13 protein-coding genes and 1 tRNA gene are annotated in these 15,994 nt (G+C 70.2%); 4 read left to right on the top strand and 10 right to left on the bottom strand.

Translation table 11 applies throughout. The features are described 5' to 3' along the window. Positions 1-139 precede the first annotated feature (139 nt). The gene (locus AOQ37_RS14295) at positions 140-2,224 is read left to right on the top strand and encodes a serine/threonine-protein kinase (RefSeq protein ID WP_062644872.1); all 2,085 of its coding nucleotides are present in this window, start codon (positions 140-142) and stop codon (positions 2,222-2,224) included. Here the strand turns inward: AOQ37_RS14295 and AOQ37_RS14290 are convergent. Beyond that, the gene (locus AOQ37_RS14290; RefSeq protein WP_062644871.1) at positions 2,188-3,624 is read right to left on the bottom strand and encodes a hypothetical protein; all 1,437 of its coding nucleotides are present in this window, start codon (positions 3,622-3,624) and stop codon (positions 2,188-2,190) included. The two genes, AOQ37_RS14295 and AOQ37_RS14290, sit on opposite strands and share 37 nt — an antisense overlap. A gap of 213 nt (positions 3,625-3,837) precedes the next feature. Continuing rightward, on the bottom strand, positions 3,838-3,966 hold the full coding sequence (locus AOQ37_RS38685) for a DLW-39 family protein (protein WP_003999697.1): 129 nt from the start codon (positions 3,964-3,966) through the stop codon (positions 3,838-3,840). Between the two features lie 349 nt (positions 3,967-4,315). On the opposite strand from AOQ37_RS38685, the gene AOQ37_RS14285 reads away from it, so the two are divergent. The 3 genes from AOQ37_RS14285 to AOQ37_RS14275 all read left to right on the top strand — a co-directional run bounded on the left by AOQ37_RS14285 (position 4,316) and on the right by AOQ37_RS14275 (position 5,326). Beyond that, positions 4,316-4,681 (top strand): DUF6344 domain-containing protein, encoded by a 366-nt coding sequence (locus AOQ37_RS14285; RefSeq protein ID WP_062644870.1) that lies wholly within the window; start codon positions 4,316-4,318, stop codon positions 4,679-4,681. A 160-nt stretch (positions 4,682-4,841) separates the two neighbouring features. After that, the gene (locus tag AOQ37_RS14280) at positions 4,842-5,075 is read left to right on the top strand and encodes a DUF8825 domain-containing protein (RefSeq protein ID WP_062644869.1); all 234 of its coding nucleotides are present in this window, start codon (positions 4,842-4,844) and stop codon (positions 5,073-5,075) included. Beyond that, positions 5,072-5,326: a hypothetical protein gene (locus AOQ37_RS14275; RefSeq protein WP_199825006.1), complete on the top strand. Its 255-nt coding sequence runs from the start codon at positions 5,072-5,074 to the stop codon at positions 5,324-5,326. Before AOQ37_RS14280 ends, AOQ37_RS14275 begins: the two co-directional genes overlap by 4 nt. A gap of 85 nt (positions 5,327-5,411) precedes the next feature. Here AOQ37_RS14275 and AOQ37_RS14270 read toward each other — a convergent pair. The 8 genes from AOQ37_RS14270 to dnaN all read right to left on the bottom strand — a co-directional run bounded on the left by AOQ37_RS14270 (position 5,412) and on the right by dnaN (position 15,437). Beyond that, positions 5,412-5,488, bottom strand: a tRNA-Ile gene (locus AOQ37_RS14270). 123 nt (positions 5,489-5,611) lie between these two features. Then, positions 5,612-6,412, bottom strand: coding sequence for a DUF3566 domain-containing protein (locus tag AOQ37_RS14265; RefSeq protein ID WP_078890176.1), 801 nt, complete (start codon positions 6,410-6,412; stop codon positions 5,612-5,614). Between the two features lie 18 nt (positions 6,413-6,430). Then, complete coding sequence (gene gyrA / locus AOQ37_RS14260) at positions 6,431-9,025, bottom strand: DNA gyrase subunit A (protein ID WP_062644867.1); 2,595 nt, start codon at positions 9,023-9,025, stop codon at positions 6,431-6,433. A gap of 42 nt (positions 9,026-9,067) precedes the next feature. Next, positions 9,068-11,152, bottom strand: a complete 2,085-nt coding sequence (gene gyrB / locus AOQ37_RS14255) for a DNA topoisomerase (ATP-hydrolyzing) subunit B (RefSeq protein ID WP_062644866.1) — start codon at positions 11,150-11,152, stop codon at positions 9,068-9,070. 374 nt (positions 11,153-11,526) lie between these two features. After that, on the bottom strand, positions 11,527-12,060 hold the full coding sequence (locus tag AOQ37_RS14250) for a DciA family protein (protein ID WP_062644865.1): 534 nt from the start codon (positions 12,058-12,060) through the stop codon (positions 11,527-11,529). Then, the gene (gene recF, locus AOQ37_RS14245; protein ID WP_062644864.1) at positions 12,057-13,178 is read right to left on the bottom strand and encodes a DNA replication/repair protein RecF; all 1,122 of its coding nucleotides are present in this window, start codon (positions 13,176-13,178) and stop codon (positions 12,057-12,059) included. Before recF ends, AOQ37_RS14250 begins: the two co-directional genes overlap by 4 nt. 52 nt (positions 13,179-13,230) lie before the next feature. After that, entirely contained in the window at positions 13,231-14,106 is an 876-nt protein-coding gene (gnd, locus tag AOQ37_RS14240) for a phosphogluconate dehydrogenase (NAD(+)-dependent, decarboxylating) (RefSeq protein WP_062644863.1), read from the bottom strand. 200 nt (positions 14,107-14,306) lie between these two features. Further along, positions 14,307-15,437 carry a DNA polymerase III subunit beta gene (dnaN, locus tag AOQ37_RS14235; RefSeq protein ID WP_062644862.1) on the bottom strand — a complete coding sequence of 377 codons (1,131 nt, stop codon included), beginning with the start codon at positions 15,435-15,437 and terminating at the stop codon, positions 14,307-14,309. Positions 15,438-15,994: the final 557 nt, after the last annotated feature.

Genomic DNA, 15,994 nt, shown 5'->3' with positions numbered 1-15,994 from the left:
GTTCGGCAGCCGGGCAGTCGGCGGCTCGGGGGGCACGGAGCAGGGGGCACACGGGGGTCGTATCGCTCATCGCGGGGGAAGCAGAGGGGGAGACCCGAGCGGGACCGAGCGGGACCAGGGGGAGGAGCGACGCACAGCCATGGGTGAGGTGTTCGCCGCACGGTACGAACTGGCCGACCCGATCGGCCGTGGCGGGGTCGGCGCGGTCTGGCGCGCCTGGGACCACCGCCGCCGCCGCTACGTGGCCGCCAAAGTGCTCCAGCAGAGCGACGCGCACGCGCTGCTGCGCTTCGTCCGCGAGCAGGCGCTGCGGATCGACCACCCTCATGTGCTCGCGCCCGCCAGCTGGGCCGCCGACGACGACAAGGTCCTGTTCACCATGGATCTGGTGGCCGGCGGCTCGCTGGTCCATCTCGTCGGCGACTACGGCCCGCTGCCCCCGGTCTTCGTGTGCACCTTGCTCGACCAGTTGCTCTCCGGGCTCACCGCGGTCCACGCGGAGGGTGTCGTGCACCGCGACATCAAGCCCGCCAACATCCTTCTGGAGGCGACCGGTACGGCCCGGCCACGCCTCAGGCTCTCCGACTTCGGCATCGCGATGCGACTGGGCGAGCCCCGGCTGACCGAGACCAACCTCGTGGTCGGAACGCCCGGTTACCTCGCCCCCGAGCAGATGATGGGCGCCGAACCGGACTTCCCCGCCGACCTGTTCGCCGTCGGTCTGGTCGCGCTGTATCTGCTGGAGGGCGCGAAACCGGACGCCAAGGCGCTCGTCCAGTACTTCGCCGAACACGGGACCCCGGGCGCCCCCAAGAGCGTTCCGGAGCCGCTGTGGCAGGTGGTCGCCACTCTGCTCCAGCCGGACCCGCAGGCACGCTTCCGTACGGCCACGGGGGCGCGCAAAGCCCTCGCGGCGGCCGCCGAGCTGCTGCCCGAGCCCGGCCCGGACGACGAGCTCATCGAGATCTTCGACCAACTCGGCCCCCTGCCACCGGGTTTCGGCCCCGACGGCCCTCCCGGCCCGCCGAGGCCCCGCCACTCCCTGTCCCCCCGCCCGGCCACCGACCCCGGCCGGCCCCACCCCCCGACCACACCCGACCCGAATCACCCTTCGGACGGCGGGGGCGGTCTCGGTTCGGAGGATGGCCGCGGTCTCGGTTCGGAGGGTGGCGGCGGTCTCGTTCCCGACGGCGGGGTCGGGGGTCTCGGTCCGGACGGCGGCGGCGGTGTCGTTGCGGACGGTGGGCGGGGTGTCGTTCCGTACGGCGGGGGTACGGGTTCCGGCTTACCTGGCAGCGGGACCCGGACCACCGGACAGGGCACCGGTTCGCTGCCCGCCCGGCCCGAGGTGGCCCCCGGTGCAGCCCCTGCGGGCACCGGACCCCTCTCCTCCGGTCCAGCGGCACCCGGCGCTCCTGCCCACCCGGGCACACACGGTCCGCGCTCCTGGCCGGACGGAGCGCCGACTCCGGCCCGGTCGGATACGGGAACTGGTACGGGCGCGGGCACCGGTGCGGAGACCGGCAGGGGCGCGGGCACCGGCAGGGGCGCGGGCACCGGCGGCGGTGACGGCGCCGGTCGCGGTACTGGCGCCGGTAGCGCTACCGGTGGCGGTTCCGGGACGGCGTGGTCGGGCGGGGGATCCGTACCGGCCGCGCCAGGCTTCGCCCCGGGGTCGGTGCCGAACGACCCACGGCAGCACCCGGACTCGGCGCCCACCGACTCCCGTCGGCCCACGCGACCGACACCAGGCTCGGCAGCCTCGGACTCCGCCGCCGCGCCCGCCCCCGCTCCCTCCATGTCGGACACCGGCAGCTTCCACCTGCCACCCCCGCGACCGGCGGCCACCCCGACCGAACCACCCGGCTCCACCGGCTCGAACGGCTTCTTCTCCGGACCCGGAACCCCGGAGCCCCCCACTCCGCATCCTCCCGCCTACGCGCCGACGCCCGGCCCCATGGCCGCGCCGCCGTACGAGCCCACGTTCGTGCTGCCCACCCGTGGGCACCGCGGCGAGGTGTCCACCGCCTCGTACACCGCTCAGGCCCCCCAAGCCCCCCAGGCCCCGCAAGCTCCGCAGATCGTGTCGGCGCACGGCCGTCGCCGGGGGCATCGTGCCGCCCGGCGCGGTCGTCCCGGCCCGCCCGCCAGGGTCGCCCTGCCGCTGCTGTTCCTCGCGCTGGCCTGCTACGCCGTGGGGTTCTGGGCGTTGACGCGCATCTGAGCCGCCGCCCGGCGCCGCGCGGTCAGCGTCCATACCCCGAGCACCGTCAGCAGCACGCTTCCGGAGCCGATGCCGCCCACGGCGACCGCCTTCATCGCGGGGTCGTCACCGGACGCACCGTCCCCCGCCGCGTCCGCGCCCGCCGCACCCGCGCCCGCGCCCACCGAGAGGACGGGGTCCGGCGCGCCGACGTCGAAGAACCCGCGCGGCACCGACTGCCGCGCGTACCCCGGACCGGCCCGCGTGCTGCCGCCGAGACGGACGCGCAGGGTGAGTCCGTAGGGCCCGTCGCCGAAACCCTCGGCGACCTGCGCGGCGAGATGCACCACGAGGTAGTAGGAGCCGGCGAACCGCAGGGACTTCGTCGGGTCGGTCGGGGCGTACCGGTTGGCGTATCCGACCGGCGGCACCGGCGGCAGCGAGGCCGACTTCTGGCTGCCGCCGTATCCGATGCCGGTCTCCTTGACCGAGGCTCGGACCGGGTTGTAGAGCGTCAGGTCCAGGGCGTCGACCACGTACCCGGAGCTCTTGTCCGCGCTGCCCAGGTCGACGGTGGCGGACAGTTGCCGCCCCCAGTCGACGGGCACCTTGTAGAAGAGGGTCTGCCCGGGGACGATCTCGTCGCTCCAGACACCCTGTCGCACGGCGGCCGCCGCGGTGAAGCCGGCCCCGCCCCGGACACCGGCCGGCTCGTCCACGAGGGGCGTGGGCGTGGCGGAGTCCCACACCTCGGGCACGCTCGTGGCGGCCGCCTTCGCCAGGGGCGCCTCGGAGACGGGCGCGAGCTCCAGATCCCAGGGCTGGGCGTCGGCGAGGTCCGTGTCCGCCCCCCCGGTGCCGGTGCCGGTGCTGGTCCCGGTGCGCTCGACGACGACGTAGTACGTTCCGGCCTTCTGGCACAGCCCCTTGCCCGGCAGGAGTTCGCGCGCCCCCCAGGCGGTGAGCGGCTGCGGGCTCCTGGCGGCGCCGACGGTCACGGAGTCGGTGGAGCACGTGGTGCTGTCGGCGTCCTGGACGGAGACGCTCATCCCGTCCCCGGGCGACAGCACGGCCTCCGCGCGCGGGATCGCCGTCACGGCGACGTACACGTCGGAGACACCGTCGAGTTCGAGTCGGTAGTAGGCCCTGCCCTTGCCCTGGCCCTCACCCGTGTCCCCGTCTGTGTCACCGGCCGCGCCCCCGCCCGTGTCCCGGGTCTGAAGGGAGCTGCGGTACGTCGCGCCGGGTTCCAGGCGCGCGGCGCCGGTGGTGCCCGTCGCCGCGGGCGCGCTGCGGACGTCGTCGGCGAAGGCGTACGAGGGGACGTCCGGCGCGGCCACGGCGGCCGGTCCGGGCAGTACCGCCGACGACCCGCCGAGCACCGCTCCTACGACCGCGCTCCGCACGACGGCCCGCCACACAGCCGCTCCACGCCCCGCACGCCGGGCCATCGCGATCCCGCCCCCTCGCCTTCGACCGAATGTGGGCCATCCTCCCCCGCACGCGCGCGTGCCGCCCCCGCATTCCGTACGAGCGTCCGAAAAACCCGCCTCTAACCCCGGGTCGGGGGAGCCGCAACACAAAACCCCGACCGCGAGCGCGGCCGGGGTCTGTTCAGTCTTCGGTATCGATACTCACGAACCCGTGGGCACGGAGTCAGTCGCCTCCGTCCACAGATCCTGCTCGGCGCGATCCGCCTGGATCTGGCGGTACACGAGGAGCCCGCCGATGGCGGCCAGTGCGACCAGGAGAAGCTTCTTCACCGCGCGACCTCGTCTTTCCTTGACGTAGGGGACCTCTGGCGCCCGACTATACACACCGACCGATACCGATCGGTGACCTGCGTCCGCCGCTCAACTCCCGCCCTCGGCAGCGCAGTAGAAGCGGATCACATCACTCCGATCGGAGGGTGATCACACCCGCACGGACGGTGATTTTTGTCCGCCCTCATCCCATCTGATCCTCACTTCTCCGCTTTTAGAGCGCCTTGCATCCATCCGGGTGGTGTTCATCAGAACAACGCCACGCCGCGAGCGTCGGTCCACCACTTCGAGCCGTCCATACACATCATGAGGAAAGTACGCAAATCGCCCAACCCGAAAGTGAGGGGCCATGCCCGAGAACCGGGTCATCAAGCTGTGGACCGCCATCGTCACCGCCTTCCTCGCGCTGTGCACGGCGCTCGGACTCATCACCACGACCGCCGCCGCGGCGACGGCGCAGACCGCTCCGACGCACGGCAGCGAGTGGGTGGCCACCACGGACACGACGGCGTGGCCGACGGCCGCGGCTCCCTGGGTCGGGACCCAAGCCCGCTCCCTGCCCCCCACGATGAAGCAGCGCATCCGCGCCGAGGCGCACGGCAAGTCGCCCAGCTGCCGCCACCGCGGCCTCCCGGACACCGAAGCGGCCGAGCACACCACCGCCTCCTGCGACTCCGCGGACCCCGCCGAGCCGGCCACCCCGCTCCAGCGCTGAGCCCCCGGCACGCCACGTGCCGCCTCCCCCGACGTAACGGCGAACTCGCAGGCCCGGCAGCTCCCCCGGAGCAACCGGGCCTTCGCCATGTCCACCCGACGCCGACGGTGCCCGACGTGTCGGATGGCGCAGTAAATCGAACACATGATTGAATTCCGTCATGCGACGGTTCCCCGACGATCTCGTCCAAGCACAGCAGGAGTGGAGCGCCGTCTACCGGCAGCTCGCCGCTCGGCCCGGTCGCACCGCGCTGCGGCGGCGTCTGCACCGGCTGTCCGTCCAGGTGTTCTTCCATCCCTATTGGCGGCAACGGCGTCCCAGCCCCTCGGCGTGGTGGGAACTGCGCCACCTGGAAGGCCGGGCCACGGACACGCGTGGACGGATGACCGGATGACCCCCACCTCGGACGACCCTGGAGACCTGCCCGGACCGAGCCGTGTGACGGTGCATCCGCCCTCCGCCAGGAGCGGCCGACGCGTTCGCGTGGACGGCGAGATCCTGGGCCTGGCGCACAACGTCGCCGACATCGCGGAGTTCCTCCGACGCGCCGGACTGGAGATCGACCCCGCGGACATAGCGGGCTCCCCCTGGATCGACTGGCGCGGCGTGGGCCCCGACCAATGGGAGCCCGAGCCGAGACCCTGACCCACCCACGACCGGTCACGACCGCCCGCACCGGCGACCGACGCCAAAAAAGACCCCCGGTCCAACGGACCGGGGGTCTTCTGGCTGGTGGGGCTAACAGGATTTGAACCTGTGGCCTCATCCTTATCAGGGATGCGCTCTAACCAACTGAGCTATAGCCCCGCCGCGCTCTGCGGTGTGTGTCCCGCGCGCTGACTCCTGAAGATTAGCGCACGACCTGGGCAGTCCCAAAATCGATAGTCGCGGGACGCACGGCAGGGTCGGGAACCGCTACGACGGAGCAGCTCACTCGTCCTCGGCCAGCGTCAGCTCGACGCCTCCGACGAAGCCCGCTGACAGGTTGTAGATGAACGCGCCGAGCGTCGCGAGAGCCGTCGCCAGGACGACGTCGATGACCGCGATGATCGCCGTGAACATCAGGACGTGGGAGAGCGACAGGAACGACTGGAGGTCGAAGCCGTTGGACTCGTTCGAGCCCGTCGCCTCCGACACCGTGCCGCCCACCGTCGAGAAGACGCCCATCGCGTCCATGACCATCCACAGCACGGCGGCCGCGACGATCGTGCAGATGCCCAGGGCGATGGAGAGCAGGAAGCTGACCTTCATCACCGACCAGGGGTCGGCCTTCGCCACGCGCAGCCGCGCCTTGCGCACCCGCGGCGTGGTGCGCGCCCCGGTCCGCGGACGCCGTACCGCACCGGTACCGGCGCCGCCCGCGGCCGGCGCCCCCGGCGCCTGCGTCGGGTAGGCCTGCGGCGGGTGGTAAGGCCCGGCGGGCTGCTGCGGCTGGCGCTCACCGGGGAGCGGCGATGCCTCCTGCTGGGCCTGCGAACCTCTGCTGTCCGTCACGGTTCCCCCCTGGGATCCCTTCGATCCTTGCGTGTCGGTCGAGGGTGAGGGCGAGTCGGCCGCAGGGGGCTTTATGGCCTTCAACTGGGTCGTGTGGGTGTCCGCCGCACGTCCGTCGGCACCCCCGGCGCCCCGCGCGTCGGTCGTACGCGCGTCCCCCGCCGGCGCGGCGGAGCCACGGCCGCCGCCGTTCTTTCCCGTACCGGCAGACGTACCGGCGCCCGTGGCTCCGCTCACGATGACTCACTCCTCGTGCTACTCGGACGAGGGCGACTCACCCTCGTCCGTGCCGGTGGTCGTGGCTGCCTCGGCGGTCTCGTCCACGGCGACCTCGCCGTCGACCTCCTCCGCCTCGCGCCCCGCCTCGGCGTTACGAGCGATACCGACGACGGCATCGCGCTTGCCCAGGTTGATCAGTTGGACGCCCATGGTGTCACGGCCCGTCTCCCTGACCTCGTTGACTCGCGTACGAATCACACCGCCGGACAGCGTGATGGCGAGGATCTCGTCGGTCTCCTCGACCACCAGCGCGCCGACGAGCGAACCGCGGTCCTCGACGATCTTGGCAGCCTTGATACCCAGGCCGCCGCGACCCTGGACGCGGTACTCGTCGACGGCGGTCCGCTTCGCGTACCCGCCGTCTGTGGCAGTGAACACGAACGTACCGGGTCGAACAACATTCATCGAGAGCAGCTGGTCTCCCTCGCGGAAGCTCATGCCCTTGACGCCCGAGGTGGCACGGCCCATGGGCCGCAGGGATTCGTCCGTGGCGGTGAACCGGATCGACTGCGCCTTCTTGCTGATCAGAAGCAGATCGTCATCGGCCGAGACGAGTTCGGCTCCGATCAGTTCGTCGTCGGAACCGTCCTCCGTCTCACGGAGGTTGATCGCGATGACACCACCGGCACGCGGCGAATCGTAATCCTTCAGAGGCGTCTTCTTGACCAGACCGCCCTTGGTCGCCAGGACCAGGTAGGGCGCCGCCTCGTAGTCGCGGATCGCGAGGATCTCGGCGATCGCCTCGTCCGGCTGGAAGGCCAGCAGGTTCGCGACGTGCTGTCCACGCGCGTCACGGCCGGCGTCGGGCAGCTCGTACGCCTTCGCCCGGTACACCCGGCCCTTGTTGGTGAAGAACAGCAGCCAGTGGTGCGTGGTGGAGACGAAGAAGTGGTCGACGATGTCGTCCTCCTTCAGCTTCGCCCCGCGCACCCCCTTGCCGCCGCGCTTCTGGGAGCGGTAGTCGTCCGTCTTCGTGCGCTTGACGTAGCCACCGCGCGAGATGGTGACGACGATGTCCTCCTCGGCGATCAGGTCCTCGATGGACATGTCACCGTCGTAGGGCACCAGCATCGTCTTGCGGTCGTCGCCGTACTTCTCGACGATCGCGGCCAGTTCCTCGCTCACGATGCCGCGCTGGCGCAGCGGCGAGGCCAGGATGGCGTTGTACTCGGTGATCTTCGCCTGGAGCTCGTCGTGCTCCTGGATGATCTTCTGGCGCTCCAGGGCGGCCAGTCGGCGCAGCTGCATCTCGAGGATGGCGTTGGCCTGGATCTCGTCGATCTCCAGGAGCTCCATCAGGCCCGTGCGCGCGATGTCGACGGTGTCGCTGCGCCGGATCAGCGCGATGACCTCGTCGATGGCGTCCAGGGCCTTCAGCAGGCCGCGCAGGATGTGCGCCCGCTCCTCGGCCTTGCGCAGCCGGAAGCGCGTACGGCGGACGATGACCTCGATCTGGTGCGTCACCCAGTGGCGGATGAACGCGTCCAGGGAGAGGGTGCGCGGGACACCGTCGACCAGGGCCAGCATGTTGGCGCCGAAGTTCGACTGGAGATCCGTGTGCTTGTAGAGGTTGTTGAGGACGACCTTAGCGACCGCGTCCCGCTTGAGGACGATGACCAGGCGCTGGCCGGTGCGCGACGACGTCTCGTCACGGACGTCGGCGATGCCGCCGATCTTGCCGTCCTTCACCAGGTCGGCGATCTTCTGCGCGAGGTTGTCCGGGTTCACCTGGTACGGCAGTTCCGTGACCACCAGGCACTGGCGGTTCTGGATCTCCTCGACCTCGACGACCGCGCGCATCGTGATGGAGCCGCGGCCCGTGCGGTACGCCTCCTCGATGCCCTTGCGGCCGACGACGAGCGCGCCGGTCGGGAAGTCGGGGCCCTTGATGCGCTCGATGAGGGCGTCCAGCAGCTCCTCGTGCGAGGCTTCCGGGTTCTCCAGGTACCACTGGGCGCCGGCCGCGACCTCGCGCAGGTTGTGCGAGGGGATGTTGGTCGCCATGCCGACCGCGATACCGGCCGAGCCGTTGATCAGCAGGTTCGGGAAGCGGGCCGGCAGGACCGTCGGCTCCTGGGAGCGGCCGTCGTAGTTGTCCGTGAAGTCGACGGTCTCCTCGTCGATGTCGCGGACCATCTCCATGGACAGCGGCATCATCTTGCACTCGGTGTACCGCATGGCGGCCGCCGGGTCGTTGCCGGGAGAGCCGAAGTTGCCGTTGGAGTCCACCAGCGGCATCCGCATCGACCACGGCTGCGCGAGACGGACCAGCGCGTCGTAGATCGAGGAGTCGCCGTGCGGGTGGTAGTTGCCCATGACGTCGCCGACGACGCGGGCGCACTTGTAGAAGCCCTTCTCGGGCCGGTAGCCGCCGTCGTACATGGCGTACAGGACGCGGCGGTGGACGGGCTTGAGGCCGTCGCGGACGTCCGGCAGCGCACGGGAGACGATGACGGACATCGCGTAGTCGAGGTACGAGCGCTGCATCTCCGTCTCGAGCCCGACGGGCTCGATACGCATCACGACGTCGCCGCCCTCTTCAGGCGTGACGGGAGTGTTCTCGTCGGTCATTGCTGGTGAGAATCCTTTCTGACGCGGTCAGCTGAGACCGACTCAGATGTCGAGGAAACGGACGTCCTTGGCGTTGCGCTGGATGAAGGCGCGGCGCGCTTCGACGTCCTCGCCCATCAGGACCGAGAACAGGTCGTCGGCCTGGGCGGCGTCGTCGAGGGTGACCTGGCCGAGGACGCGGTGCTCCTGGTCCATGGTCGTGATGCGCAGCTCCTCGGCGTTCATCTCACCGAGACCCTTGAAGCGCTGGATCGAGTCCTCGCGCACCCGCTTGCCGCGCTGACGGCCCATCTCGAGCAGGGCGTCGCGCTCCCGGTCGGAGTACGCGTACTCGATGTCCTCCCGGCCCCACTTGATCTTGTAGAGCGGGGGACGGGAGAGGAACACGTGCCCGGCCTCGACCAGCGGCCGCATGAAGCGGAACAGGAAGGTCAGCAGCAGGGTGTTGATGTGCTGGCCGTCGACGTCGGCGTCCGCCATCAGGATGATCTTGTGATAGCGGAGCTTGGAGATGTCGAAGTCCTCGTGCACACCGGTGCCGAAGGCGGAGATCAGCGCCTGGATCTCCTGGTTCTGGAGGATCTTGTCGATCCGCGCCTTCTCGACGTTGAGGATCTTGCCCCGGATCGGGAGGATCGCCTGGTACTGCGGGTTGCGGCCGGACTTGGCCGAGCCGCCGGCGGAGTCACCCTCGACGATGAAGATCTCGCACTTGGTGGGGTCGTTCGACTGGCAGTCGGAGAGCTTGCCCGGCAGGGACGCCGACTCCAGCAGACCCTTGCGGCGGGTCAGGTCACGGGCCTTGCGGGCCGCCACGCGCGCGGTGGCCGCCTGGATGCCCTTGCGGACGATGTCCGCCGCCTCCACCGGGTTGCGGTCCAGCCAGTCGTTGAGGTGCTCGTAGACCGCCTTCTGGACGAAGGTCTTCGCCTCCGTGTTGCCCAGCTTGGTCTTCGTCTGGCCCTCGAACTGGGGCTCGCTCAGCTTGACGGAGATGATCGCCGTCAGACCCTCGCGGATGTCGTCACCCGTGAGGTTGTCGTCCTTCTCGCGCAGCAGCTTCTTGTCGCGCGCGTACTTGTTGACGAGGTTCGTCAGCGCCGAGCGGAAGCCCTCCTCGTGCGTGCCGCCCTCATGCGTGTGGATGATGTTGGCGAAGGAGTACACACCCTCGCTGTAACCGCTGTTCCACTGCATGGCGACCTCGAGGGAGAGGCTCTTCTCCTTGTCCTCCGCCTCGAGGTCGATCACCGTCGGGTGCACCACGTCGCCCTTGCGGGAGTTGAGGTACTTCACGAAGTCGACGATGCCGCCCTCGTAGTGGTACGTGACGGTCTTGACCTCGTCCTTCTCGTCCGCACCCGCCTCGTCCGCCCCGGCGGTCGCCTTCGCCGACTCGCGCTCGTCGGTGAGTTTGATCGTCAAACCCTTGTTGAGGAACGCCATCTCCTGGAAGCGCCGCGAGAGCGTCTCGAAGGAGTACTCCGTGGTCTCGAAGATGTCGGCGTCGGCCCAGAAGGTGACCGACGTGCCCGTCTCGTCCGTGGCCTCGTGCTTGACGAGCGGGGCGGTCGGGACGCCCATCTTGTAGTCCTGCGTGTGGCGGTGGCCGTCGGTCTTGACCTCGACCGCGACCTTGCTCGACAGGGCGTTCACGACCGAGACGCCGACGCCGTGCAGACCACCGGAGACCGCGTAGCCGCCGCCGCCGAACTTGCCGCCCGCGTGCAGCACGGTCAGCACGACCTCGAGGGCCGGCTTGCCCTCGGACGCGACGATGCCCACCGGGATACCGCGGCCGTTGTCGATGACACGGACGCCGCCGTCGGCCAGGATCGTCACGTCGATGGTGTCCGCGTGGCCGGCCAGCGCCTCGTCGACCGAGTTGTCGACGACCTCGTACACGAGGTGGTGCAGGCCGCGCTCGCCGGTCGAGCCGATGTACATACCGGGTCGCTTACGGACCGCGTCCAGACCCTCGAGGACGGTAATGGCGCTGGCGTCGTACGAGGTGGTGACCTCGCTGGTCGAGGCGGCTGCCTCGCCGCTCGCGCCGGCGTCGGTGGACGGGATGTTCTCGTTGGGGTTGCCGGAATCGGCCACGAAGCGCCCTTTCTGGCACAGCACCAGCCAGGCTCGTCGGCAGGTTGCCGGAGCGGCTGCGGCATGTTGCGTTGGTAAGCCTTGATCAGCGTTGCTCAGCTTCTCCCGGGCGGTCCCCACGTTCGGGGCGGGATTGGCTTCCAGTCTACCGGTAGCACTGACACTGATGGGGGTTTGCGGGTACCTGAGTCCGCATGTGCCGCCCTCAACCGGTCTCTTCCGGGTCCCGATATACGGAAGGGGGCTCCAAGAGGCTCACGGAGGCACTCAGCGCTTCCGGGTGTCAACCCTTGGCTACTTGGGAGTCACGTCCGGATTCGCACCCGCACGCGGGCACACACGACAGAGGCCGGGCGGTCCGCACGGACCCGTCCCGGCCTCGAAAAGCGTGACGCACGTCACCCGTAGGTATCGCCGGGACCGGTGCTCCCAGGGGCTCTGAGGGGGCCGTAGCGGCGCACGGGAGCACTCGGACCGAGCACCTTGATCACCCGCACCGTGCCGTGGCCCAGATCCTCGTTGAGCCGCGCGACCAGGGTCGGGGCGAGCAGCCGCAGGTTCGTCGCCCACGCCGTGGAGTCACAGCGCACGATCAGCGCCCGCTCGTCCTCGTCGTACTTCTCCGGCACGCAGTGCTTGGCCACGTCCTCGCCGACGATCTGCGGCCACCGGCCCATCACACCGCCCACCGCGGCCGGCGCCTCCCAGCCGCGCTCGTTGAGCAGCCGGTTGATCGCCGCGCCCAGCGCCATGGGGTCGCGGCCGTCCGCGCGGGCGCCGGAGCGCAGACCGCCACCGCGCCGCGCCTGCTTCTTCTGCTGCGCCGCGTCCCCCCGCGCGCGTGCCTGCTCGCGGGCCGCGCGGAGCGCCACCCGCGCGAGATCCACGCCGGACGGCTCGGGAACCCGCTTGGCGGGCTCTTCGGCGGTCATACGCGCTCCACCGACCCCTCGGCCACCGCGTACCTGACCCCCGCGAGCACATGCGGGACGTCGTCGTCGACCGCCGCCGTCACCAGCACCTGCTCACCGGGCGCCACCAGCTCCGCCAGCCGCTCCCGCCGACGGACGTCGAGCTCCGCGAAGACGTCGTCCAGGACCAGCACCGGCTCGTTCCCCTCGGCCCGCAGCAGGTCGTACGAGGCCAGCCGCAGCGCCAGCGCGTACGACCAGGACTCACCGTGGGAGGCGTACCCCTTGGCGGGCAGCTGACCGAGTTTGAGGAGCAGGTCGTCCCGGTGCGGACCCACCAGGGTCACACCCCGCTCGATCTCCTGCTTGCGGACGTCCGCGAGCGCGGCCATCAGCTGCCCGTAGAGGTCCTCACGCGTGTGTGCCTCCCCGGGCGCGGACGGCTTGTACTCCAGGGCCACGGGACCGCCGCCGGGCGCCAGCTGCTCGTACGCCTTGTCGGCGAGCGGCTGGACCGCGGCGACCAGGTCGAGGCGCTGGGCCAGCAACTCGGCGCCCACGCGCGCGAGATGCTGGTCCCACACGTCGAGCGTCGACAGGTCCATGGTGCGCCCGCCGTGCCGCCGGGCGAGCGCGGCCGACTTCAGGAGCGTGTTGCGCTGCTTGAGCACCCGCTCGTAGTCCGAGCGCACCCCCGCCATCCGCGGGGAACGCGCGGTGATCAGCTCGTCGAGGAAACGGCGCCGCTCACCGGGATCGCCCTTGATCAGCGCGAGATCCTCGGGCGCGAACAGCACGGTCCGGACGATGCCCAGCACATCACGGGGCCTGACCTGCGAGGACCTGTTGATGCGGGCGCGGTTGGCCTTGCCCGGGTTCAGCTCCAGCTCGATCAGCTGCTGCCGCTCGCCCTGTCTGACCTGTGCCCGGACGATCGCGCGGTCGGCGCCCATGCGGACCAGGGGCGCGTCCGAGGAGACCCGGTGGCTGCCGAGGGTGGCGAGGTAACCGACGGCCTCGACGAGGTTCGTCTTGCCCTGCCCGTTGGGGCCCACGAACGAGGTGACGCCCGGATCGAGCGGAACCTCGACCCGGGCGTACGAGCGGAAGTCGGCCAGCGACAGATGCGTGACGTGCATGGTCGTTCGCCGACCTCCCCCAGGGTTGTGGATCGCGGAGCGACCCTGTGGATTACTTCTTCTCGACCGCGTGGCCGCCGAACTGGTTGCGCAGCGCCGCGATCATCTTCATCTGCGGCGAGTCCTCCTGGCGGGAGGCGAACCGCGCGAACAGCGAGGCCGTGATCGCGGGCAGCGGCACGGCGTTGTCGATGGCGGCCTCGACCGTCCAGCGGCCCTCGCCCGAGTCCTGCGCGAAGCCACGGAGCCTGTCGAGGTGCTCGTCCTCGTCGAGGGCGTTGACCGCCAGGTCGAGCAGCCAGGACCGGATGACCGTGCCCTCCTGCCAGGAGCGGAAGACCTCGCGCACGTCCGTGACGGAGTCGACCTTCTCCAGCAGCTCCCAGCCCTCGGCGTAGGCCTGCATCATGGCGTACTCGATGCCGTTGTGGACCATCTTCGCGAAGTGGCCGGCGCCGACCTTGCCGGCGTGCACCGCGCCGAAGTCGCCCTCGGGCTTGAGGGCGTCGAACACGGGCTGCACCTTGGCCACGTGCTCCGCGTCGCCGCCGTACATCAGCGCGTAGCCGTTCTCCAGGCCCCAGACGCCGCCGGAGACTCCGCAGTCGACGAACCCGATGCCCTTGGCGGCCAGTTCACCTGCGTGCTTCTCGTCGTCCGTCCAACGGGAGTTGCCGCCGTCCACGACGACGTCGCCCGGCTCCAGCAGCTCGGCGAGCTGGTCGACGGTCGACTGGGTGGCCGCACCTGCCGGGACCATCACCCAGACCACCCGCGGGCCCTCGAGCTTGCCCACAAGCTCTTCCAGGCTGTGGACATCGGCGAGGTCCGGGTTGCGGTCGTATCCGACGACGGTGTGGCCTGCGCGGCGGATCCGCTCGCGCATGTTGCCGCCCATCTTGCCGAGGCCGACGAGACCGAGCTCCATCAGTTGTTCCTTAGGTCGCTGTGTGGCGTGTGGGGCACCTTCGTACCCATGTCCGAGCCTAAACCCGGACGGTCACGCACACCTGTGGGCATACGCGCTCAGACGTACGACCCCACCTGGGGATTCACCGTGGCTTCTCCCCAGGGACCGCCCCGGTCGTCCACCGCCTGTGGACGACCGGCCGGACCGCGGCGGCGGCGTCAGCCGCTGAGGCGCACCGGCATGATCAGGTACTTGTAGGCGTCGTCCGCCTCAGCGTCCAGCGCCGGCTTGCCGCTGAGCAGCGCGGGCTTCGTGGACGTCGTGAAGGACAGCTGGGCGACCGGGGAGTCGATGGCGCTGAGGCCGTCCAGCAGGAAGGTCGGGTTGAAGGCGATCGAGATGTCGTCGCCCTCGAGCTGGGCGTCGACCCGCTCCACAGCCTGTGCGTCGTCGCTGGAGCCGGCCTCCAGGATGAGCACGCCCTGCTCGAAGCTGAGCCGCACCGGGGTGTTGCGCTCGGCGACCAGGGCCACACGCTTGACGGCCTCCACGAAGGGGGCGGTCTCGATCACGGCGACGGAGTTGAACTCGGTCGGGAACAGCGTGCGGTACTTCGGGAGGTCGCCCTCCAGCAGCCGGGTCGTCGTACGGCGGCCCGCGCCCTCGAAGCCGATCAGGCCCTCGCCCGAGCCGGAACCGGACAGCGCCAGGATGACGCTGTCGCCGCTCGTGAGCGCCTTGGCGGTGTCCAGGAGCGTCTTGGCGGGCACCAGGGCGACCGCGGAGGCGTCCGGGTTCTCCGGCTTCCACAGGAACTCGCGGACCGCGAAGCGGTAGCGGTCGGTGGAGGCCAGGGTGACCGTGTCGCCCTCGATCTCGATGCGCACACCGGTCAGGACCGGCAGCGTGTCGTCACGGCCGGCGGCGATGGCCACCTGGGCCGCGGCGGAGGCGAAGACCTCGCCCGGGACCGTGCCCGTCGCGTTCGGCATCTGCGGCAGGGACGGGTATTCCTCCACGGGCAGGGTGTGGAGCGTGAAGCGCGAGGAACCGCAGACCACGGTCGCCCGTACACCGTCTGTGGAGATCTCCACCGGGCGGTTCGGCAGGGCGCGGCAGATGTCGGCCAGCAGGCGGCCGGAGACGAGGACCGTGCCCTCCTCCTCGACCTCGGTGTCCACGGAGACCCGCGCGGAGACCTCGTAGTCGAAGCTGGACAGGCTCAGCTGGCCGTCCTCGGCCTTCAGCAGCAGGCCGGCGAGGACAGGCGCCGGCGGACGGGCCGGGAGGCTGCGTGCCGCCCAGGCCACGGCCTCCGCGAGTACGTCGCGTTCCACCCGGATCTTCACTCTTGCCGCCTCCTGCTGTTGCCGGCGCTTCTCGCCCTGCCTGGCCTTCGTCGTCTGTCTCGGTGTGGTCGGCCCCGGCGAGGGGCAGGACCAACGGGGACCAGTCTGACGCACCGCACTGACAGTCGGTGCCCCTCGGGGTCAAGTCGTGACGAGGGGCAGCCGGGCACCGAGCAGCGAGTTGTGCACAGGACCCCCTTCTAAACGGATTTCTCGCTCTCTCTAGTCGGGAGTAGTAGTAGGGCCTGTGGAAACGGTGGATAACCGTGTTTTCGCAGCTCAGAGGCGGAATTTTATCCACCGGGCCTGTGGGCGGAGGCGGTGGACAACCGGGGCCTTCTGTGGAGAACAGAAAGTTCTGCACACGCCGTGCACAGGCTGAGGCGAGTTCTCCCCAGCGGCGTCCCCAGGTTTACCCGTCTTTCCCACAGGCCAACCCGGCACCTTGGTGTGACGCCTTTCACTCGACCCGGTGAGGAGGCGCGTCAGGTTGCCGAACAGTGGACAGACATGTGGAGAAGCCGGAGATCGCTGGGGACAACGGGCCACATCCTGTG

Source organism: Streptomyces maremycinicus, assembly GCF_001184025.1.
GTDB lineage: Bacteria > Actinomycetota > Actinomycetes > Streptomycetales > Streptomycetaceae > Streptomyces > Streptomyces maremycinicus.
This window is presented reverse-complemented; position numbering and strand designations above follow the sequence as displayed.

Bases quoted from the DNA above. Each gene is read 5' to 3' on its own strand.
- AOQ37_RS14295 (WP_062644872.1), top strand. From the start codon at position 140: ATGGGTGAGGTGTTCGCCGCACGGTACGAACTGGCCGACCCGATCGGC.
- AOQ37_RS14285 (WP_062644870.1), top strand. From the start codon at position 4,316: ATGCCCGAGAACCGGGTCATCAAGCTGTGGACCGCCATCGTCACCGCC.
- AOQ37_RS14280 (WP_062644869.1), top strand. From the start codon at position 4,842: ATGCGACGGTTCCCCGACGATCTCGTCCAAGCACAGCAGGAGTGGAGC.
- AOQ37_RS14275 (WP_199825006.1), top strand. From the start codon at position 5,072: ATGACCCCCACCTCGGACGACCCTGGAGACCTGCCCGGACCGAGCCGT.
- gyrA (WP_062644867.1), bottom strand. From the start codon at position 9,025: ATGACCGACGAGAACACTCCCGTCACGCCTGAAGAGGGCGGCGACGTC.
- AOQ37_RS14250 (WP_062644865.1), bottom strand. From the start codon at position 12,060: ATGACCGCCGAAGAGCCCGCCAAGCGGGTTCCCGAGCCGTCCGGCGTG.
- recF (WP_062644864.1), bottom strand. From the start codon at position 13,178: ATGCACGTCACGCATCTGTCGCTGGCCGACTTCCGCTCGTACGCCCGG.
- gnd (WP_062644863.1), bottom strand. From the start codon at position 14,106: ATGGAGCTCGGTCTCGTCGGCCTCGGCAAGATGGGCGGCAACATGCGC.